At 62.1% G+C, this 19,199-nt stretch carries 17 protein-coding genes and 1 tRNA gene; 8 read left to right on the forward strand and 10 right to left on the reverse strand.

What is annotated here, in order from left to right:
- Positions 1-1,359, reverse strand: a complete 1,359-nt coding sequence (glmU, locus tag ACTIGF_RS13260; RefSeq protein ID WP_439637324.1) for a bifunctional UDP-N-acetylglucosamine diphosphorylase/glucosamine-1-phosphate N-acetyltransferase GlmU — start codon at positions 1,357-1,359, stop codon at positions 1-3.
- A 130-nt stretch (positions 1,360-1,489) separates the two neighbouring features.
- Here glmU and ACTIGF_RS13265 point away from each other — a divergent pair, with 130 nt between their 5' ends.
- Positions 1,490-2,185, forward strand: a complete 696-nt coding sequence (locus ACTIGF_RS13265; protein ID WP_439637325.1) for an HAD hydrolase-like protein — start codon at positions 1,490-1,492, stop codon at positions 2,183-2,185.
- Here the strand turns inward: ACTIGF_RS13265 and ACTIGF_RS13270 are convergent.
- Entirely contained in the window at positions 2,182-2,400 is a 219-nt protein-coding gene (locus ACTIGF_RS13270) for a phosphoglycolate phosphatase (protein WP_022701867.1), read from the reverse strand. The genes ACTIGF_RS13265 and ACTIGF_RS13270 overlap by 4 nt on opposite strands.
- A 293-nt stretch (positions 2,401-2,693) precedes the next feature.
- On the opposite strand from ACTIGF_RS13270, the gene ACTIGF_RS13275 reads away from it, so the two are divergent.
- Positions 2,694-2,768 (forward strand) — tRNA-Val (locus ACTIGF_RS13275).
- A 58-nt stretch (positions 2,769-2,826) separates the two neighbouring features.
- Here the strand turns inward: ACTIGF_RS13275 and ACTIGF_RS13280 are convergent.
- Positions 2,827-3,501 (reverse strand): DUF4386 domain-containing protein, encoded by a 675-nt coding sequence (locus ACTIGF_RS13280; protein WP_439637326.1) that lies wholly within the window; start codon positions 3,499-3,501, stop codon positions 2,827-2,829.
- Positions 3,470-4,891, reverse strand: a complete 1,422-nt coding sequence (locus ACTIGF_RS13285) for an MATE family efflux transporter (protein WP_439637327.1) — start codon at positions 4,889-4,891, stop codon at positions 3,470-3,472. Before ACTIGF_RS13285 ends, ACTIGF_RS13280 begins: the two co-directional genes overlap by 32 nt.
- Positions 4,892-5,199: 308 nt before the next feature.
- Between ACTIGF_RS13285 and ACTIGF_RS13290 the strand changes: the two genes are divergently transcribed.
- The 3 genes from ACTIGF_RS13290 to ACTIGF_RS13300 are packed head-to-tail and all read left to right on the forward strand — an operon-like array spanning position 5,200 to position 8,926.
- Positions 5,200-6,249, forward strand: a complete 1,050-nt coding sequence (locus ACTIGF_RS13290) for an extracellular solute-binding protein (protein ID WP_439637328.1) — start codon at positions 5,200-5,202, stop codon at positions 6,247-6,249.
- A complete protein-coding gene (locus tag ACTIGF_RS13295; RefSeq protein ID WP_439637329.1) occupies positions 6,246-7,835 on the forward strand; it encodes an ABC transporter permease in 1,590 nt (529 codons plus the stop codon). The genes ACTIGF_RS13290 and ACTIGF_RS13295 overlap by 4 nt, the downstream gene beginning before the upstream one ends.
- Positions 7,832-8,926: an ABC transporter ATP-binding protein gene (locus ACTIGF_RS13300; protein WP_439637330.1), complete on the forward strand. Its 1,095-nt coding sequence runs from the start codon at positions 7,832-7,834 to the stop codon at positions 8,924-8,926. Before ACTIGF_RS13295 ends, ACTIGF_RS13300 begins: the two co-directional genes overlap by 4 nt.
- On the opposite strand, the gene ACTIGF_RS13305 is transcribed toward ACTIGF_RS13300, so the two are convergent.
- The 4 genes from ACTIGF_RS13305 to ACTIGF_RS13320 all read right to left on the reverse strand — a co-directional run bounded on the left by ACTIGF_RS13305 (position 8,901) and on the right by ACTIGF_RS13320 (position 12,721).
- On the reverse strand, positions 8,901-10,490 hold the full coding sequence (locus ACTIGF_RS13305) for an ABC-F family ATP-binding cassette domain-containing protein (protein ID WP_439637331.1): 1,590 nt from the start codon (positions 10,488-10,490) through the stop codon (positions 8,901-8,903). The two genes, ACTIGF_RS13300 and ACTIGF_RS13305, sit on opposite strands and share 26 nt — an antisense overlap.
- A 140-nt stretch (positions 10,491-10,630) precedes the next feature.
- Positions 10,631-11,698 (reverse strand): Leu/Phe/Val dehydrogenase, encoded by a 1,068-nt coding sequence (locus ACTIGF_RS13310; protein ID WP_439637332.1) that lies wholly within the window; start codon positions 11,696-11,698, stop codon positions 10,631-10,633.
- Positions 11,699-11,859: 161 nt separating this feature from the next.
- Positions 11,860-12,456 carry a uracil-DNA glycosylase family protein gene (locus ACTIGF_RS13315; RefSeq protein WP_439637333.1) on the reverse strand — a complete coding sequence of 199 codons (597 nt, stop codon included), beginning with the start codon at positions 12,454-12,456 and terminating at the stop codon, positions 11,860-11,862.
- Entirely contained in the window at positions 12,449-12,721 is a 273-nt protein-coding gene (locus tag ACTIGF_RS13320; protein WP_439637334.1) for a DUF3253 domain-containing protein, read from the reverse strand. The genes ACTIGF_RS13315 and ACTIGF_RS13320 overlap by 8 nt, the downstream gene beginning before the upstream one ends.
- Before the next feature lie 23 nt (positions 12,722-12,744).
- Here ACTIGF_RS13320 and ACTIGF_RS13325 point away from each other — a divergent pair, with 23 nt between their 5' ends.
- Together ACTIGF_RS13325 and ACTIGF_RS13330 are read left to right on the forward strand one after the other, a co-directional pair.
- Complete coding sequence (locus ACTIGF_RS13325) at positions 12,745-13,467, forward strand: acyltransferase (protein ID WP_439637335.1); 723 nt, start codon at positions 12,745-12,747, stop codon at positions 13,465-13,467.
- A 122-nt stretch (positions 13,468-13,589) separates the two neighbouring features.
- Positions 13,590-16,640 (forward strand): hypothetical protein, encoded by a 3,051-nt coding sequence (locus tag ACTIGF_RS13330; protein WP_439637336.1) that lies wholly within the window; start codon positions 13,590-13,592, stop codon positions 16,638-16,640.
- A gap of 86 nt (positions 16,641-16,726) precedes the next feature.
- On the opposite strand, the gene ACTIGF_RS13335 is transcribed toward ACTIGF_RS13330, so the two are convergent.
- On the reverse strand, positions 16,727-18,007 hold the full coding sequence (locus ACTIGF_RS13335) for a NupC/NupG family nucleoside CNT transporter (RefSeq protein ID WP_439637337.1): 1,281 nt from the start codon (positions 18,005-18,007) through the stop codon (positions 16,727-16,729).
- Between the two features lie 130 nt (positions 18,008-18,137).
- Between ACTIGF_RS13335 and ACTIGF_RS13340 the strand changes: the two genes are divergently transcribed.
- Positions 18,138-18,335 carry a DUF1289 domain-containing protein gene (locus tag ACTIGF_RS13340; protein ID WP_439637338.1) on the forward strand — a complete coding sequence of 66 codons (198 nt, stop codon included), beginning with the start codon at positions 18,138-18,140 and terminating at the stop codon, positions 18,333-18,335.
- Here ACTIGF_RS13340 and ACTIGF_RS13345 read toward each other — a convergent pair whose 3' ends face one another.
- Positions 18,336-19,154: a sulfite exporter TauE/SafE family protein gene (locus ACTIGF_RS13345; RefSeq protein WP_439637339.1), complete on the reverse strand. Its 819-nt coding sequence runs from the start codon at positions 19,152-19,154 to the stop codon at positions 18,336-18,338.
- Between the last annotated feature and the right edge of the window lie 45 nt (positions 19,155-19,199).

Raw genomic sequence — 19,199 nt, forward strand, 5'->3', positions numbered from 1 at the left:
CTATCCCTTCTTGATCTTGTCTTTTTTGGCGGACATGGCGCGTCTGAAGCGCGCCGCCCAGCCCTCTTTGTTCATCTGCTTGGCGCGTGACACCGCCAGCGCATCTTCGGGCACGCTATCGGTGATCACGCTGCCCGATCCGGTCATGGCGCCGTCGCCAATGGTGACGGGCGCCACCAGTGACGAGTTGGAGCCGATAAACGCGCCGGTCCCGATCACCGTCTGATGCTTGAGGAAGCCGTCATAATTACACGTGATCGTGCCCGCGCCGATATTGGCTTTCGCGCCGACTGTCGCATCCCCGATATAGGAGAGGTGGTTCGCTTTTGCGCCCTCCCCCAGCACCGCTTTTTTCACTTCAACGAAATTACCGACCTTGGCGCCGGTTTTCAGCATCGCGCCCGGACGCAGGCGGGCGTAGGGGCCGACTTCGCAGCCGCCATGGACTTCAGCGCCTTCCAGGTGGGAATAGGCGCGAATGCGGGCGCCGGATTTCACGACCACGCCCGGCCCGAACACCACATGGGGTTCGATCACCACATCGTTTTCAATCCGTGTGTCATGGCTGAAGAAGACGGTCTCGGGCGCGATCAGGGTCACCCCCTCCACCATCGCGCTGTGTCGGGCGCGCGCCTGAAACGCGGCTTCAGCGTCGGCGAGATCCACGCGCGAGTTCACGCCCAGCACTTCGTCCGCATCCGCCTTCACCGCTTTTGCGGGCAGGCCGCGTCCGCGCGCCAGCCCCACAAGATCTGTAAGGTAATATTCGCCGCTGGCGTTCTCATTGGTCACTTCGCCCAACAGCTCAAACATGAGTTCGGCGGGCATGGCCAGAACGCCGGAATTGCACAGGCGCACCTTCAGCTCGTCTGCGCTGGCGTCCTTGGCCTCGACAATCGCCTCAAGCCCGCCCTTGGCGTTCTCGATCAGACGGCCATAGCCGCCCGGCGTTTCCGGCTCGAACCCCAGAACCGACACCGCCGCACCCTCTCCAAGCGCGTCAAACACGCGCTCAACGGTTTCGGGCTGGATCAGCGGGGTGTCGGCGTAGAGCACGATCACATCGCCCTCAAAGCCGGACAGCGCGTCTTGCGCCTGCTGGACAGCATGCCCCGTGCCCTGGGGCGGGTCCTGCATAGCGGTCTCTGCGCCCGCCGCTTCGGCCTGGGTTTTCACCTCCGGCGCATGCGCGCCCCAGACCACCACTTTCCGGTCCGCCTTCACCGCGTCCGCCAGCGCCAGCGACCAGTCGAGCATGGAGCGGCCGGCAATGGCGTGGAGCGGCTTGGCCATCGCCGATTTCATACGCTTGCCATGACCGGCGGCGAGGATGATTGCGGCGCGGGGGCGAGAGGACATGAGCCGGGCTCCGTAGTGAGGAATCTGCAGCGCTTTTCACGCCTGAGCGCTATAGCCTATCAAGCTGCAAGACGCGACCGCACAGACGCGTCACATTCGCTGATGCATCTGAAACCCAATGTGAGAGCCCATGCACACCTCTTTGAACGGCGCCCGGATCGCCTTTGACCTTGACGGCACGCTGGTGGACACGGCGCCCGATCTGGTGCGAGCGCTCAATGAAAGCGTCGTTCCACTGGGCTTTGACCCGGTGCCGGTCGAGGCCGTCCGCGCCATGGTCGGACGCGGCGCCCGGGCGCTCATCCGCCGCGCCTTCGTCCGCGAGGGACGCGCCGAGCCCCATGAAGACCTGGTGGAAGACCGGCTCGACGTTTTCATGGACGCCTATCGAGCCGACATCGCCCGGCACTCACGCCCGTTTGAGGGGGTCGAGGCGGTGCTTGATTCGCTGACGGCGGCCGGGGCGCGTTTGTCGGTCTGCACCAACAAGCCCACTCAGCTCGCGATTCCCTTGCTGGACGCTTTGAACATGCGGAGCCGATTCGAACGGGTGATCGGACCGGAAGACGCGCCGGCGAAGAAGCCTGACGCCTCACATCTGATCGTCGCCGTGGGCGGAGAGCCCATCGACCATGCGTGCGTTCTGGTGGGGGATTCAGAACCTGATGCGCTGGCGGCGAAAGCGGCGGGCGCGGGGTCCGTGATTTTCGAAGGCGGTTATAGCGAAAAGCCGGCCCGCACCCTGGGTGCGGACCGGCTTTTTGACACATATGGCGTGTTGCCTGACCTGTTGGCCGAGCTGATCGTCACACGTAAAGGCGCTTAGGCGCTGCGGCGCTCGGAGGAACGGTCGTTCGCCGGACGCGGCATGCCGTTGACCATGTTGGAACGCACATCGGTGCGCGCCGAACGCATGGCCGGCATGAAGCCAGCCTCGGTCAGTTCGATGTTCACATCGTAGCCGCGCTCTTTCCAGTATGCTTCGATACGTTCTTTGAGGCGGAGCGCACCTTCACGGGTGCAGAAGTCGTTGGTGGCCATGGGGGAGAAACCTCCTTCAAACACGCGCAGCAGCTCGCGTGCGTAGGGTTCATTATCATTTGGATTTGTTAGCTGCAGACCGAGACAGCCTTGCAGCGAGACGCGGGTCTATAAGTGATATTTCTTCTTGACGAAAGTATGACGGGCCATTTTTTCGAAAAAAAATTATGCAACCGAGGAATTTCTGTCACTTAGCAGAAGCCCGACTGCGCCCGTTCTGCATCAAGTCTGCGTTTCCTGCGCCCGCCCGCTTGACCCTATTGAGTCCCCGGCATAAAACCCGCGCCTCTTGAGGGCGATTAGCTCAGCGGTAGAGCACTTCGTTCACACCGAAGGGGTCACAAGTTCGATCCTTGTATCGCCCACCAATATGCCTGAAGAGGCGCGAACCCCGGCTCAACCGAGCCGGGGTTTTTGCTTTTCGGCTCAGGGCCTGACCCAGCGCCCGCCTGCAATCAGCAGATAAAGCGCAAACAGACTCTCCCCCGCAACCGGAACCAGATAGGCCAAGGCGAAGCCGTCATAGGCCTCAGGCGCCAGAAGACGCAGCCCGGTTCCGGTCAGATAGACGAGCCCAGACACGCCGATCAGTCCTGACAGCCAGACCGGCAGCGCACGGGCCCGGATCAGCAAAAGCGCCGTCAGAAGACAATTCACCCCGAAAAAGGCGAGCCCGAGATCATACCCGATCGCCTGAACGCCCAGCACGCCGATCACCTCGGGTGCGGACGCGCCTGCCTCGAGCAACTGCACGGCGCGCACCTGGAAGAGCAGATTGGCGCTGATGACCATGGCCTGGGCTGAGCGAAACAAGAGAGCCGCAAGCGCCAGGCTTTTCCCATAGGGCTTCAACAACCGGTAGAGCAGCACCGCCACCCCCAGATCGGCCATCACCATCAGCGTGTCCGCCGCCAGACTTTGCCTGAGCGGCAGCGCCGAGGCGACGCTCAGCCCGTCCAGTCCGCCCGCCAGAACCGGTCCGCGCAGGACAACCTCGCTGACCAGTCCCAGCACAATGATGGCGAGATAGAGGGCGCCCGCAAAGCGCGCGGTCGGGCGGAAGGCGAACTCAGGGTTCGCCGGATGTGTCCCTGACGTCATCAGATCCTCCTGCATCAGCGCTGAGCGTAGAGGATCGCGCCTCCATCGGGGAGCCTGCTGTCGCGAGCATGAACACCGACAGCGCCAGCACTCCAAGATCCGCGATAGGAGACGCCCACCAGATTGCGTTCGGTCCAAATGCGAGACCCAGGACGACCACAAGCGGAATGAACAGGGCATACGGCTTGGCCAGGCCCAGGACCGCCGCCCTCAGGGCATCGCCTTGCGCCTGGAAATACAAGCTGAGCAAGGAAAGCGGCGCGATCAGCACGAACAACGCCATCAGGCGACGCAGGATGAAGGCGATCTGAGGCGCCAGCCCGTCCCCGCTCACAAACCAGCCTCCGATCTGGTCCGCGAACACCTGAACGCTCGCTTCAACCAGAGCGCCATAACAAAGCGCTGCGAGTAGCGCGAAGCGGAGCGAGTCGCGCACACGGCGTGTCTGTCCTGCGCCGTGATTAATGCCGGTGATGGTCTGCACGGCCTGCGAAAGCCCGATCACCGGCAGAATGGCGAAGGTCACCACACGTGTCGCTACGCCATAGGCGGCGACACTGGCCTGATAGTCTTCGACGTCGCTCAGTTGCAGCACGCTCAAAACCGTCAAGGAGCCGAGCGCAACCCCGAACAAGCCCAGGGCGGACGGCGCCCCCAGAACCAGAATCTGCACCCAGTCCCGACGTGTTTTGAGCCAGGCGCTGACAGGCGGCGACATCAATCCGGCATGACGCATCCGCCAGACCAGAATAACGGCCATAGAGCAAGCCTGGGCCATCACGGTGCCAATGGCGGCGCCCGCTGCGCCCATATCAAAGCCGATGATCAAAACCGCATTGAACGCGATGTTCGCAAGCGTCACCCCTAGCCCGGCCAGCGCCATGAAGCCCGCATGCCCTTCATTGCGCAAACCATCGGCCTGAACCGACAGGATCAGCGCGACCGGCGCGCCCCAGACAAGAACGCCAATATAGCGCGCGGCTTCGGCGGCGAGCGCGGCGTCCCCCAGTGACAGCCGGGTCAGAACAGGACCGCCGGCCAGTAAGAAAAGAACGATCAGCCCTCCGGCGATGCTCAGCGACAGGGCATGCGTCGAGGCGAAGATGCTTTCCGCCTCGCTCTGATCGCCACGTCCGAGCGCACGCGCGAGCAGGCTGGACATGCCTGACGCCACGAGCATGCCCAGAGCGCTAAGCAACATGAAAAGGGGGAAGCTGACGGTGACCGCCGCCAGGGCCTGTTCACCGGCATATACGCCCAGGAACCAGGCGTCGGTGACGTTCAGAAAGCCGCTCATCATCATCAGGACGATGATCGGACCGGCGGTATTGAGATACAGGGACGGGATGGCGCCCGTCAGAAACACGCTATGGGGTCGTTGAGTCGACACAAGTCCTACTCCTCAAGCAGTCTCACAGATCAATGGGGTCCGAATTGCCATTTCGCGAGACGGCGAAAGAAAGCGGTGCGTATCGACAGAAAGCAGATCTTCACCCGACACAGGAACGTGTCGCTCGGACAGCGGGCGTCTGCAGCCGACGCGTGGATTAAAACTCAGCCCGCACCGCGTCAATGAGAAACAAATCGAGGCTGCGGCTGGCAGCCGCACTTGCGAGACGTTCTCAGAAATGGCAGTGAAAGGCTTCCCCGGACCTGACAGGCGGCTATATCGCCTGATCGCAGCACCAAGGACACGCCATGAAACTCGCCGCAGCCTGCTCAAGCCTTTTCGCCGGACTGGTCAGCCTGGCGGCGCTCGGCGCCTGCAGCCCGTCAGGATCGTCTGACAGCGATGTCGTCAACATCTACACGGCCCGCCATTATGCGTCGGACGACCAGGTGTACGCCGCCTTCACGGAGCAGACCGGCATTGCGGTCAACGTCATTGAAGCGCCAGGAGATTTGCTGATCGAGCGCGTGCGCGCCGATGGCGACCGCTCTCAGGCTGACGTGGTGATCACGGTCGATGCAGGCCGACTCTGGCGCGCCGATGAAGCGGGTCTGTTCCAGCCCGCCCCCGAACTTGCAGACACCTTGCAAGCGGTGCCTTCCAATCTGCGCCAGCCCGATGGCGACTGGTTCGGCTTCGCCAAACGCGTTCGGGTCATCGCCTATGCGAAAGATCGTGTGGATCCGTCCCTGATCACGAATTTCAGCGATCTGACCGCGCCTGAATGGGCGGGCCGGGTCTGCGTGCGCTCGTCCAACAATGTCTATAACCAGTCGCTTCTCGCCTCCATGGTCGCCCAGCAAGGCGCAGAGGCCGCTGAAGCCTGGGCTGAAGGCGTGGTCAGCAATATGGCGCGTCCGCCCCAGGGCGGCGACACCGACCAGATCCGCGCCGTCGCCGCGCGCGAATGCGATGTGGCCATCATCAACCATTACTATCTGGCGCGCTTCATGCGCTCTGAAAATCCGGGCGATCAGGAGATCGCGGACCAGATCGGCGTCATCTTCGCTGATCTTGGCGAGGGCGGCGCCCATGTGAACGTGTCCGGCGCTGGTCTGGCCGCCAATGCGCCGCATCGTGAAAACGCGATCGCGTTTCTCGAATTCCTGCTGTCTGAAGACTCCCAGCGCGCGTTCGCCGAGCTGACCAACGAGTATCCGGTGATCGCCGGGATCGCCTATGACAACGACGTTCTGGACGCCTTCGGGTCTTACACGTCAGATGATGTGAATGTGGACGCGCTGGGCGAGAACGCTGGCGAAGCCCAACGCATTTTCGATCGCGTCGGCTGGCCGTGATCGCACGCCGCGCCCAGTTCAATCCGGTCAGGCCCGCCCTTGTCGCCGCTCTGATCTGCGCCGCACCGCTTCTGGCGGTTGCGGCGCTTGGCGTTTTCGGGCCCTGGACCGATTACATGGCGCATATCGCGCGCACCCGCCTGCCCGCCTATCTGGGCCATACAGCGCTGGTCACCAGCGTGGCCGCGCTCAGCGCCGGCCTGATCGGCGTGCCGCTGGCCTGGCTGGTGGCGCGTTACCGGTTCTTTGCGCGCTCGGTGTTTGAATGGCTTTTGGCTCTGCCGCTGGCCGCCCCCGCCTATGCGTCGGCCTATGCCTGGTATGACCTGACCCAGCCGGGCGGCCCGGCAGACTGGCTGCCCACGGTGCGCGGTCCCGTTGGCGCCGGGCTGATCTTCGGCTTCGCACTCTACCCTTATGTCTATCTTCTGGCGCGCGAGGCCTTCGCGGGTCAGTCCGCCGACGCCTATGAAGCCGCCCGCACGCTGGGCGCCAAGCCGCGCGAGGCGTTTGTACGCGCCGCCATTCCCATGGCTCGCCCCGCCATCGCCGCCGGACTGGCGCTGGTGGTGATGGAAAGCCTCGCTGACTATGGCGCTGTCGTCCATCTGGGCGCGCCGACATTGTCAGTGGGCCTGATCCGCGCCTGGGCGGGCGAAGGCGCCATCGCCGACGCCGCGCGTCTGGCGCTAATTCTGGTGATGATCGCCTTTGTCCTGTTCGCGCTTGAGCGCAGCCAGCGCCAGCGCGCCCGCCAGACCAGCGCCTCGGGCCGACGCCGTCCGCCCCGGCGGATGGATCTCGACCCGGCGCGGGCCGCACTGGCCATACTGGCTTGCCTGAGCCCGGTCCTCATTGGCCTGATCATTCCCCTGGCGCGTCTGGGCTATCGCGCCTTGCACGCGCCGGTCGCGCGCGACCTGATCCAGGCGGCGACCCATTCGCTGACCCTCGCCCTCATCTCCGGACTGGCGGCTGCGGTGCTTGGGCTGGCGTGCGCTTACGCCTTGCGCAGCCGCAAGCCCGCCGCCGTCGCTGCGGCGCGTCTGGCGGGCCTGGGCTACGCCGTACCCGGATCCGTCGCGGCGCTGGGCGTGCTGGTGCTTCTGGGCGGGCTGCAATCGGGTCTCGACGGCGCGTGGACAGCGATGACCGGCGCGCAATTTCCGATCCTTGTCTCTGGCGGGGTGATCGCCCTGGTCTTCGCCTACCAATCGCGCTTCGCCGCCGCCGCGATCGGGCCGTCTGAAAGCGCCTTGCAACGGGTTACTCCGACGCTGGACATGGCCGCACGCACTTTGGGCGCGGGGCCGGGCGAGACGGCCTGGCGCGTGCATCGCCCGCTGGTGATGTCCGGATCGCTCCTTGCAGCGCTTCTGGTGTTCGTGGAGGTGCTCAAGGAATTGCCCGCCACCATGATCCTGCGTCCGTTCAATTATGACACGCTGGCGGTGATCGCGAACAATTACGCCTCTGACGAACGGCTGGGCGAAGCGGCCCTGCCTGCGCTATTGATCACTTTGATCGCCTTGCCGCCCATGATCTGGATCGCCCGCCGCATCACCCGGCAGGAAGCCGCCCGATGACTGTGAGCCCGCCTGACATGACCCCCGTCAAACTTGATGATCGCCTGCTGGAAGTCTCCGGCGCCCTGGTGCGGTTCGCCCCGGGCCGGCCCGCCGTGGACGGGGTGGAGTTGACCTTGACCTGCGGGCGGGTGACGGCGCTGTTGGGACCGTCAGGCTCCGGCAAATCAACGCTGTTGCGCGCCATCGCCGGTCTGGAGCCGCTGGATTCCGGTGAAATCCGGTTTGAAAACCATTTGTGGAGCGCGCCCGGCCTTCACAAACCGCCTGAAGACCGGCGCTGCGGCGTGGTGTTTCAGGATTATGCCCTGTTTCCGCATCTGACCGCGCTCGACAATGTGGCGTTCGGTCTGCGCGAGGGCTCGAAGGCCGAGCGCCGCCAGATCGCCCTCACCCGCCTTGAAGCGGTGGAGCTGGCTCATCGCGCCAAAGCCTATCCCCATGAGCTGTCGGGCGGCGAGCAGCAGCGCGTGGCGCTGGCGCGCGCGCTGGCGATCAAGCCCGATGTGATGTTGCTGGACGAGCCGTTCTCTGGGCTCGACCGCCGTCTGCGCTCTGAACTGCGCGGCGCCACAGCCGATGTGCTGCGCCAGTCGGAAGCGGCGACCCTGATCGTCACCCATGACGCGGAAGAAGCGCTGGAGCTGGCTGATTCCATCGCCCTGATGAATGAAGGCCGGATCATCCAGACCGGCGCGCCGGACACGCTGTACATGAAGCCCAACTCGCTGACCGCGGCGCGACTCTTGGGCGATGTGGGCGTGTTTGAAGCGGACATACATGACGGCGCCGCGCATACGGTGTTGGGCGCCTATCCCGCGCAAGAGTTCACTGACGGCGACACAGCCCTGCTGCTGGTCCGACCGGAAGGGGTGAAACTTGGCCGGGCGGATGCTGACGGCGCCCTGGCGATGATCACCCAGCGCCGGGTCAGTTCAGGCTATGCGCGCCTGATCTGTCGGCTTGAAACCGGTCAGATGCTGGAGGCCCGCGCCAGCCTGAAGGAAAACCACCGGGTCGGCGACGCCGTGCGGCTCAGCGTCGAGCCCGCCTTCGCCCATCCGGTCAAAGCCGAGCCTGATCAAGACTGAGCGTCTGATCAAGATTGATCGCGTCCAGAAACGCCTGGTCATGGCTGACCGCCAGAATCGCGCCGCCAAAGCCGTTCAGCGCGTCTTCCAACGCCTCAACAGCCTCGATATCGAGATGATTGGTGGGCTCATCGAGCAAGATCAGCTCGGGCGGTTCACCGCCCAGAACACCCGCCAGGCCAGCGCGCAGCCTTTCCCCGCCGCTCAGAACCGATACGGGTTTGTCAGCTTCAGAATTACGCAAATCAAACTGCGCCAGCGCGGCGTAGGCCGCGTTGACCGATAGGTTTGGGTCACGGGCGCATAGCGCCTCGACCACGCTCAGGCACGGATCGAGATCACTCACCGTCTGGTCGAGCCGGGCGATCCGCCCCGTCGTCCGCCGGATCTCGCCAGAGCGCGGCGTCAACAGCCCCTGCGCCAGTTTCAACACCGTCGTCTTGCCCGCCCCGTTGGGACCCGACAGCGCCAAGCGTAGACCGCCGGTCAGCGCAAAGCTGAGCTGGTTGATCACCTGTGTCTCGCCATAGCTGAAGCTCACAGCGTCAAACGCCAGAACCGTGCGCCCCGACGGACTGTCCGCGCCCTGAGCCCGGATATTGAGTTTCGGGCTGCGGTGACGCTGGTCGCGGACCGCCTCCAGCTTCGCCTCGGCGTCCGAAACCCGTTTGTCCCGCACGCCGGCCAGCCGCGCCGCCGTGCTTTCGCTGCGCGCTTTCATGGCGTCGAGCAAGACCTTGGCGTTGCTGCCGTCGGCGCGCTGGCTTTTCCCCGATCGCGCGCGGCGCTCCAGTCGCGCCTGCGCCTCCATGGCGGCGCGTTTGATCTGACGCGCGTCCGCTTCAGCGCGATCATATTCGGCCTCCGCCCGCGCGCGCGCCGCATCGCGATGAGCGACATAAGCCGACCAGCCGCCGCCAAACACCGACCAGCCCGGCCCTTCAAGGGCTATGATCCTGTCCACACGCTCCAAGAGCGCGCGATCATGGCTGACGATCACCATCCCGCCCGACCAGTCCGCCATCATCCGCCCCACCGCGTCCCGGCCGTCAGCGTCGAGATTGTTGGTGGGTTCGTCCATCATCAGAATGTCCGGCGCGTCCAGCATCGCCCGCGCCAAAGCCAGTCGCGCGCGTTGGCCGCCTGAGAGCGATGAGAGCGGCGCGTCGAGCGGCTTGCCGCCAAGCCCCACTGTGTCCAGAGCCGCCGCCACACGCGCTTCCAGCGCCCAGTCGGCTTGGGCGAAATCCGCCTCATCCCCCTCGCCCGCCAGAATGCGGGACAGACGGGCCAGGTCTTCGGTGACGCCAAGGCCTGTCGCCAGATCACCGTCGGCGTCCGGACCTGACTGTTCAAGCCAGCCGACCCGGCCATGAGCAAGCACCTGACCGCCTGCAGGGGTCAGCGCGCCGGCAAGCGTCTTGAGCAAGGTGGATTTCCCAGCCCCGTTCGGGCCGACCACGCCGGTGACCTCACAGCCGAAACTGAGGGTGAAGTCCTCTAGCAGGACGTGATGATCAGGGGTGCGAAGCGTAAGTGAGTTTGCAGATAACAAGGCGGACATGACGGACTCCAGACAAGGTTGCGCGAGGGGCGGAACGGGTCTGGAGCTTCATGGGCCTCAAGTCCTTCAATGCAAAAACGGCGGCCTGAGTACAGGCCGCCGCTTCACAATTCAAGTGTCTTTCAGGACAGAGAGCGCGCTTATTCGGCCGCGAGCGCTTTCTGCTCGGCGGCGTCCGCGAGACGCTGGCGCGCCAGTTCGTCAGCGACAATGTTCGCCGGACGCGCTTCACGCGAAGCGGTGTCCATGATTTCGCCCAGCGTGGCTTTCAGGGTGACCAGCTTGCCTTCAACCCATTTGGCGTCAAAGCGCGCGTCCAGCTCACCCATCACATTGATGATGCCGCCGGCGTTGATGACGTAATCGGGGGCGTAGAAGATGCCGCGCTTTTGCAGCTCGGCGCCCATGTCGCGGGTTTCCAGCTGATTGTTGGCGGCGCCGGCGACCACTTTGACCTTCAGGCGGTCAATGGTCTCAGGGTTGATGATCGCGCCCAGAGCACACGGGGTGAAGATGTCCGCATCCACGTCATAGATGGCGTTGGGGTCTTCAACCACGGTCGCGCCCAACTCCTTGGCGAGTGCATGCAGTTCGGCGGCGCGGATGTCGGCGAGATGCAGTTCGGCGCCGGCTTCGGCCAGATGACGGCACAGATACGCGCCCACATGGCCGGTCGCGCCTTGCACGGCGATCTTCACGCCATTGAGGTCTTCAGAGCCCAGACCGCGAGCCGCGGCGGCCTGAATGCCCATGAACACGCCCTTGGCGGTGACAGGCGACGGATCGCCCGTGCCGTCAGGCAGGCCCACAACATGGCGGGTGGTGCGGCGCGCCGCGACCATGTCGTCCGGCGACACGCCCACATCTTCAGCGGAGATGTACTGGCCATTGAGGCTTTCCAGCGCACGGCCGAAGGCTTCAAACAGCGCCTGGCGGTCGAAATCTCCTTCAGGGCGCATGATCACGGATTTGCCGCCGCCAATGGGCAGGTCCGCCATGATGTTCTTGTAGCTCATGCCTTGTGACAGGCGCAGCACGTCGGTCACCGCCTCGGCAGAGGACGGATAAGACCACATGCGGCAACCGCCCACGGCCGGGCCGCGTGCGGTGGAGTGCACCGCCAGGATAGCCTTCAGCCCGGTCGCCGGATCAGTGGCGAACAGAACTTTCTCGTGATTATCAAACGCTTTGTGCTCGAACAGGCTCATGAGCGGGGAGTCCTTCCTGTCGCGATACGAATAAAATCCGCTGGCGGGGCGGCGCCGCTTCGTCGGCGGTCGCAAACAGCCTTTGGCCAGCGTGTGCGCCGCCTCGATACTCTTTGAGACAACCCAGTGCAAGTACCCGTTTTACTTGGGTAAATGTACGGTCAATTTATGCTGTTCAGCATTTTGCGGACGCGAGCTTTTAGCTCAGGCAAAACCTCGTTCTCAAACCATGGGTTACGTTTCAACCACCCGGTGTTTCTCCAGCTGGGATGCGGCAGCGCAACATAATCTGGCAAGTGCAGTCGCCACTGCTTTACAGTTTCAGTCAGGGTTTTCGCCGCGCCCGAGCCCAGATGCCAGCGCTGGGCATGCGCGCCGACCAGCAAGGTCAGCTTCACATGGGGTAACGCCATGCTCGCCCGATCCTGCCAGAGCGGCGGACATTCACGGCGCGGCGGCTTGTCGCCGCCCTTGGCGTCCAGGCCGGGAAAACAGAAGCCCATGGGCGTGATGGCGATGGCGCGTTCGTCATAGAACTCGGCCTCGCTCACCCCCATCCAATCCCTCAAACGATCACCGCTGGGATCGGTGAAGGGCATGCCGCTCAGCTGAACCCGCGTGCCCGGCGCCTGTCCGATGATGCGGATGACCGCGCTCGCCTCTCCGCGCACCACAGGGCGCACAGGATGATCAAGGTGGGGCTGGCAGACCCGGCAGGCGCGAATCTGCGCCTTCAGCTGGTCGAAATCCTCAGCCATCGCTTTCAGGCGCCGGCGCGTCGGGCGCCTTGGCCAGACGGTAGACGCCCTTGAAGTTTTCAGGATCGACCGGTTTGCCCTTGCGCAGGATCACCACCTTGCCCTGACGGGCCAGATGGATCGCCGCATTGCGCACATGGCGCATGCGTTTCTGGAAGTCTTCGGGAAAGACTTCGCGGGCCGCCTCGGACGGGCAGATGCTCTTTTCCGGCCCTCGCGCCTCGACCAGGGACAGAATCGCGGTTTCGATAACGTCTTCGCTCATTCTTTGCTGGATACTCCAAAACCATGCGTCATGACCACCGCCCTTACTGGATGCACGATCTTTGGGAGCAGTATGAAAACTGGTGGGTCCGGCGCTTTCTGGAGCCGCATTTCGAGAGCCTGGGGACCCACGCCAAGGTGGTGCGCCCGTGGAATGTGGAAGTCTTCGGCCCCAACGTCCATGCCGGCCGGGCCATCCATATCGTCAGCCGCAGCGACCAGCCCGTCAGCTTCACCGTCTGGTCGCCCCAGGATGCACCCGGTGAAATCAGGATCGGAGATTGCTGTTTCTTCGCCGGCAATATCCGCATCCTGGCCGCCCAGAAAATCGAGATCGGCGACGGCGCCTTGCTGGCCAATTCCGTCACCATCACCGACAGCGACTGGCATGGGCTGTACGACCGCATCACCCCGCGACCGCCCAGCGCCCCGGTGATCATCGGTCGGAATGTCTGGATCGGCGACGGCGCGTTCGTAGGCAAGGGCGTGACCATCGGCGACAACGCCGTCATCGGAGCGCGCTCTGTGGTCACCAGGGACGTGCCCGCCAACACCGTGGTCGCCGGCGCGCCCGCCAAACCCCTCAAGACGCTCGACCCCGACGGCCCGTTCAAGACGCGCATGGAGATGCTGGGTGACGCCGACGGCCTCGACCGCTTCATGAAAGCCGCCTATCGCGAGCAGCTTTCCGGCAATTCCACGCTGGGCTGGCTCAGGAGCAAGTTCTTTCCAAGGCGGGGGGATTAGGAGCGCACCTGTTTTGCAGGCCCTCACATGTCAATGATTAAGATCATATAAACACGATAGACTTTTCCCATCTTCCCCTTACAAGAGAGAAAATACAATCACTATTCACTTTGAGGGGAAACATGAGCGGGTTCAAACTGGCATCATTGCCATACGCTTTACTAGCAAGCTTCTGGTCCGTTGCAGCCAACGCACAGCTTGCAACAGATGCTGATTTGTCTGCACAGCGCGCTCTGAGTCATTTTGATACTGTGGCCGCTCATGTTCTACGCGCGCCCAACGAAACTGACTCACTGGCTGTGGAACATGGCTTAACCACTGATCGCTACATCGACATACGACACGATTTCGAGCGCAGATTTGAACAGTGTGAAGCCAGCCATGATCAGGACTGCACCCTTATCGCAGACGAGCTGTGGAGTATTGCTGACACTTGGAATGCGGCAAGTTCGGCCATCAGTCCCTCTCACACCGACCGTCTTAATCGTCAGCAGTCCGTTTTCAGCCCAACCGCTGTAGACACAACACCCCCCGTCCTCAATTCCCTGACGCTCTCTCCAGAGACTGTCGATATGGATGCCGGGGAGAGGCGCATCACGGCCCAGTATGACGTCTCAGATGCAGGCATCGGACTTGAAGTGTTGTCGATAAGCTTGCGTCCAGTTGGCTGGCGCGCCTTCGAGCCGACAATTTATAGCGGCCCAATCCAGTTCAATTATGAAAGGCATGCTGAAGGAGAGATCAGCTTTGAAATCCCGGAACACATTTGGGAGGGTGATTACCAACCCTATCTCCAACTCAGAGACCGATTAGGAAATTACGCCTACTTCAATGATCTCGCGCCTTCAACGCCTTCACAGGTAACCATTTTGAACAGCAATGAGGACCGCGACGCCCCGATCGTGAATTACGTCACTGTGAATACCGAAAATCTGACCATGACAGGGTCGAATGACCAGCTGGTTTTCGAATATGACCTCGAGGATGTTGGCCCTTCGGGTCTGAATTCAATGGTTATCCGACTATTTCGACGGGGCGACACCATTTCGGCCTTTCCTATACTAATTCATGATTTTGAAGGAGTTCAATCTACAAAAGGACGATTAGCTCTCGAATTGCCAAATGACTTTAGATCTGGTGTTTATGACATTGAATTTTTTGCAAATGATAAGGCGAGAAATATTTCCCACAATTATGAACGAGGCATCGTCTCTCCAGCTTCAGTCACTATTACAAACCCCAATTCCGACAGCTTCCCTCCGAGAGTTAACCGCCTCACTGTTTCCCCGGAACAGGTGAATTTGAGTAACGAGATCGTACCGGTGACAGTGCGATACGATTTGAGTGATGAGGGCGGCTCAGGGCTAGAAGATATCCGGCTGACGATCCGCCATGAAGACACTTCTGATGTCGAAAATCAGTATTCAGCTTCACCTATAAACATACTTGGCAAAATGCAGGCCTCAGGTGAAATTGTGATTCCCATTCCCCCCGATGCAAGGGCAGGACGATATCGCGTCGAACTGGTTCTTCGGGACAGGGCCAATAACTATACAGCTTACTACCATTCTACATTTTCTAGCCCGAATACAATACAGATCAACTCCGGTGACTCCCGTGTTTTTGGCCCCTTTGATTGGGTCAATAGCGCCCAAGCGGGTGACCAGGAGGTCTTCAGGCTTACCGGTGTTCCTTCCGGCCCGCCTCGCTCCATTCGCATCGCCATCAATAATGCGATGACCTCCGAATTCTATGACTCTTTTGAGGTTTGCGAACTCACTATTCGCCCTGCAAGGCACTCGGGTTCCGAGTACCTGATTACAGCCGCCGACCTGCTGGACTGCGGGGGTTTCCAGACCGCTGACTTGCGATTTGAGATTACGCCAGCCGCAGCGGACCTCAATGAGGAGCTGCTCTTGAGACGCTTTCGAATAAGTCCGTCTGGCATGCTTACCGACATGAGCGTGGACAGGATGCAGCTGAACAACCGGGATACCAATTTCACGGCGGAGTTCGGCCCCTTTGAGTGGACAGAATCCAGCCCGCAGATCCGTCAGCACTTTTTCAGATTGGCCGGTCTACGCGGCGTTTTGCCAGAATCCATTCAGGTCGCAATCGAGAACGCGTCCGAACCCGGATTTGCGGGCGAGTACACAGATTGCACTTTGCCTCTCAATTTAAGCTCTATGAACTACAACCAGTACCTGATCACACAGGAAGACCTTACTGCTTGCGGAGAGTTCGGACGCGCTGACCTCAGCTTTCGGGTCAGTAAGATTGACGGTACGCCGGCCGCCACCATGAGGCGATATGTACGCACACAGGGCGGCGCAGTCTCCGATCTCGCTTTTGATCAGATTCCTGTATCTCTCAGAGCACCAACAAGCCTCTCCGACGGTTTGGCGGAGGTAGTCCTGGGGCCTTTCGAATGGACAGGAGACGCCAACGCGCCCACCCAAAGTCTCTTCCGAATTACAGGCCTGTCTGGCCAGCCGCGCTCGATCGAGCTGGCGCTCAATAACGCTTTGCAGGATGGATATCAGGGAGACTTCACTGATTGCTCTTTGCCCATCCGTGCAGCAAACGCTGGCGTCAATGACTACATTATAAGCAGCGCCGATCTGATAGCGTGCGGCGCCTTTGGAAGGGCGGACATATCATTTCGAGTGGTGGCTGAAGCTGAGCAAATTCCCTCAGGTCTCATGATGCGACGCTTTGCATTGGGCGCCGACGGCGACATAACCGATTTCTCTTTTGATCATGATCCTGCTTCAACGCGTAGACCTCTTGATATGGCCAATGACCGTGCTCGTGTTGAATTCGGCCCCTTTGAGTGGACCGGCGGACACAATGCCGGAACGCAGAATGTCTTCCGCATAGTTGGTGTGACGGGACAACCTGAGAAAATTGATGTGGCCTTGGAAAACGCCACCGCCGAAGGCTATGCTGGTGGATATACCGACTGCTCTCTGACCTATAGGCCCGAGAGGAGCAACGGGAACGAGTATATCATAACCGCCGCTGATCTTAGAGATTGCGGGGACTTCGTACGGGCTAATGCACGCTTTCGTATCATCGCCGAGCGTGCCCAGTTCGATAACGCCGTCCAGATGCGTCGATTCGCCGTGTCCAGAACCGGCGGCCTTACCGATTTCGGCTTCGACAACCAGTAAGCCCCAATCAGAGGCCCAAGCCCTACTCCAAACAAAAAACGGCCCCGGGTTTCCGGGGCCGTTTTCGTGTCTGCGTGCGTAACAGCCTAGTTGAAGAGGCTCATCGGCAGGGCGCCGATGACGGCGCCGGTCATCAGCGTGGCGAGGGTGCCGGAGATCAGCGCGCGCGGAGCGAGCTGGAGAATGTCCTCGCGGCGGCTCGGGGCCACGGCGATCAGGCCGCCCACCAGAATACCCACCGAAGAGAAGTTCGCAAAGCCGCACGCCGCATAGGTCATGATCAGGCGCGAGCGCGGGCTGAGCACGTCGGCGTTCGCAGCCAGCGCGTCATAGGCGAAGATCTCGTTGAGGGCCGTCTTGAAGCCCATCACGGTGCCGCCCGCCTGCGCTTCGCTCCACGGCAGTCCGGCGATCCAGACCAGCGGCGAGAAGATGAAGCCCAGAACGCGCTGAACGGTGATCGGCTCGCCCATGAAGTCCGGCAGGCCGCCCAGCATGAAGTTCACCAGCGCCACAATGGCGGTGAACACCAACAGCATGGCGATAATGTTCACAAACAGCTTCACGCCGTCAGACACGCCCGTGGTCAGGGCGTCCATAGTGGAGTGATAGAGCTGGACCGGGATGCGTTCTTTCTCGGCCTGCTCGGCGGTTTCGTCCTGCGGGTGCATCAGACGCGCCAGCACGGCGGCGGCGGGCACGGAAATCAGCGAGGCGGTCAGGATATGGCCGGCGGCGTCATCAAGCACGGCGTTCAGCTGGCTGACATAGATCGCCATCACCGAGCCTGCGACGGTGGAAAAGCCCACCGTCATGATCAGGAACAGGTCAGAGCGCGAGATCGCCGGCAGGCGCGGACGGATCAGCACCGGGCTTTCCGTCATCCCGAGGAAAATGTTCGCAGCCGCGCCCAGCGACGCCGCGCCGGACAGGTTGAGGATGCGGCGGAACAGGCTGGCGAAGCCGCGCACGGCGAATTCCAGAATGCGCCAGCGCCACAACACCGCCGAGATCGCGGACAGCACGATCACCATGGGCAGGGCCTGGAAGGCGAAGGTGAAGGTCAGTCCCTCCATCCCCTCGCGGATCATATAGGGGTTCTCACCGCCGCCCAGATAACCGAACACAAAGCTGGTGCCTTGGGTGGTGGCCGCTTGCAGCACCTCCACAACGGTCGTCAGCGAGGACAGGAAAGCGCGCGTCGGCGCAAAGCTGAACAGCAATATGGCGATCGCGAACTGCACCGCCACTCCGCCAATGATCAGCACCACAGGCGGCGTCTTGCGCGGCCCCAACACCCAGGCGATCGCCAGAAACACGAACACGCCGATGAGGCTGCGCATCTGCAGACCCAGATCTTCAATCATATCGGATGATATCCCCTAATGACGGCTCACGCCGCGCCGGGCGTTTGTCACAGGTTCGCCAAAATACCGTTTTCTTAAAGAAACACTAGTGCGCTTGCAGCAGAAGCCTTAACGCGCCAGTTTGCGCCCCATGACTGACCCGATCTGGAGCCCCTGTAAACGCGTCTGCGTGGTCGATCCGAACCAGGCGATCTGCGTGGGCTGTTTTCGCACCATGGATGAGCTGGGCCGCTGGACCCTGATGAGCCATGAGGAGCGCTTGTCTGTGAAGGCCGAGCTCAAAGCGCGCGAAGCGGCGTATCGAAACTCGCGGCAGGCCGGTCGCTAGCTAGCCCACAAAGATCGCTTCACGCAGCATGTTCAAAGACATGACCAGAAGCCCCACGGCGAAGAATTGCTTGAGCCGTTTGGGGTTCAGGCTGTGCGCCAGATTGGCGCCCACCGGCGCCAGGAACACGGCCGAGGCGGCGAGCGTCACGAACGCGGCCATGTTCACATACCCCACCGAGAACGGCGCCCGGCCCGGCTCATCCAGCCCTGCAATCATGAAACCGATAGCCCCCGGAAGACCGATGGCGACGCCGAAGCCGGCCGCCGTGGCGACAGCCGTGTGAATGGTCTTGCCGTGCAGGGTCATCAGCGTGACGCCGAACACGCCGCCGCCAATGCCCATCAGGGACGAGAGAATCCCGATGGTCATGCCGAGCACCGTCTTCATCGGCTGGCCCGGCAGATCGTCGGCCAGCTTCCAGTCCGGGCGTCCGAAGAAGAATTGCGCCGACAGCAGAAGCGCCACTGCGCCGAAAAGCCCCGTCAGCGCCCGCCCCGGAGCGAGGTCCGCGACAGCGGAGCCCAGCAGCGCGCCAATAACGATGAAGGGCGTCCAGGTCTTGAGCACAGAGAAATCCACCGCCCCCTTCTGGGCGTGGGCGGCGACAGAGCGCAGAGACGTCGCCACGATCACCATCAACGAGGTGCCGACCGCGGCGTGCATGGCGTGCGCGTCATACCCCAACCCGTTCAGCACGTAATAGAGCGCAGGCACCATGATGATGCCGCCGCCAATGCCGAATAGGCCCGCAATCAGCCCGGCGAAGGCGCCGACAGCCAGAAGGGCGAGGATGAAGGGGATGAGCGAGGCGTCCATGCGGGCAGCCTTTCAAGCAAACTGAAAGAGGGCCGCACTTTTGCG

Origin of the sequence: Oceanicaulis sp. (assembly GCF_051859625.1) — a bacterium.
Taxonomy (GTDB): domain Bacteria; phylum Pseudomonadota; class Alphaproteobacteria; order Caulobacterales; family Maricaulaceae; genus Oceanicaulis.

What these genes read in the sequence shown, in the direction of transcription:
- glmU (WP_439637324.1), bottom strand. Translation starts at nt 1,359, where the DNA reads ATGTCCTCTCGCCCCCGCGCCGCAATCATCCTCGCCGCCGGTCATGGC.
- ACTIGF_RS13265 (WP_439637325.1), top strand. Translation starts at nt 1,490, where the DNA reads ATGCACACCTCTTTGAACGGCGCCCGGATCGCCTTTGACCTTGACGGC.
- ACTIGF_RS13270 (WP_022701867.1), bottom strand. Translation starts at nt 2,400, where the DNA reads ATGGCCACCAACGACTTCTGCACCCGTGAAGGTGCGCTCCGCCTCAAA.
- ACTIGF_RS13280 (WP_439637326.1), bottom strand. Translation starts at nt 3,501, where the DNA reads ATGACGTCAGGGACACATCCGGCGAACCCTGAGTTCGCCTTCCGCCCG.
- ACTIGF_RS13290 (WP_439637328.1), top strand. Translation starts at nt 5,200, where the DNA reads ATGAAACTCGCCGCAGCCTGCTCAAGCCTTTTCGCCGGACTGGTCAGC.
- ACTIGF_RS13300 (WP_439637330.1), top strand. Translation starts at nt 7,832, where the DNA reads ATGACTGTGAGCCCGCCTGACATGACCCCCGTCAAACTTGATGATCGC.
- ACTIGF_RS13305 (WP_439637331.1), bottom strand. Translation starts at nt 10,490, where the DNA reads ATGTCCGCCTTGTTATCTGCAAACTCACTTACGCTTCGCACCCCTGAT.
- ACTIGF_RS13310 (WP_439637332.1), bottom strand. Translation starts at nt 11,698, where the DNA reads ATGAGCCTGTTCGAGCACAAAGCGTTTGATAATCACGAGAAAGTTCTG.
- ACTIGF_RS13315 (WP_439637333.1), bottom strand. Translation starts at nt 12,456, where the DNA reads ATGGCTGAGGATTTCGACCAGCTGAAGGCGCAGATTCGCGCCTGCCGG.
- ACTIGF_RS13320 (WP_439637334.1), bottom strand. Translation starts at nt 12,721, where the DNA reads ATGAGCGAAGACGTTATCGAAACCGCGATTCTGTCCCTGGTCGAGGCG.
- ACTIGF_RS13325 (WP_439637335.1), top strand. Translation starts at nt 12,745, where the DNA reads ATGCGTCATGACCACCGCCCTTACTGGATGCACGATCTTTGGGAGCAG.
- ACTIGF_RS13330 (WP_439637336.1), top strand. Translation starts at nt 13,590, where the DNA reads ATGAGCGGGTTCAAACTGGCATCATTGCCATACGCTTTACTAGCAAGC.
- ACTIGF_RS13335 (WP_439637337.1), bottom strand. Translation starts at nt 18,007, where the DNA reads ATGATTGAAGATCTGGGTCTGCAGATGCGCAGCCTCATCGGCGTGTTC.
- ACTIGF_RS13340 (WP_439637338.1), top strand. Translation starts at nt 18,138, where the DNA reads ATGACTGACCCGATCTGGAGCCCCTGTAAACGCGTCTGCGTGGTCGAT.
- ACTIGF_RS13345 (WP_439637339.1), bottom strand. Translation starts at nt 19,154, where the DNA reads ATGGACGCCTCGCTCATCCCCTTCATCCTCGCCCTTCTGGCTGTCGGC.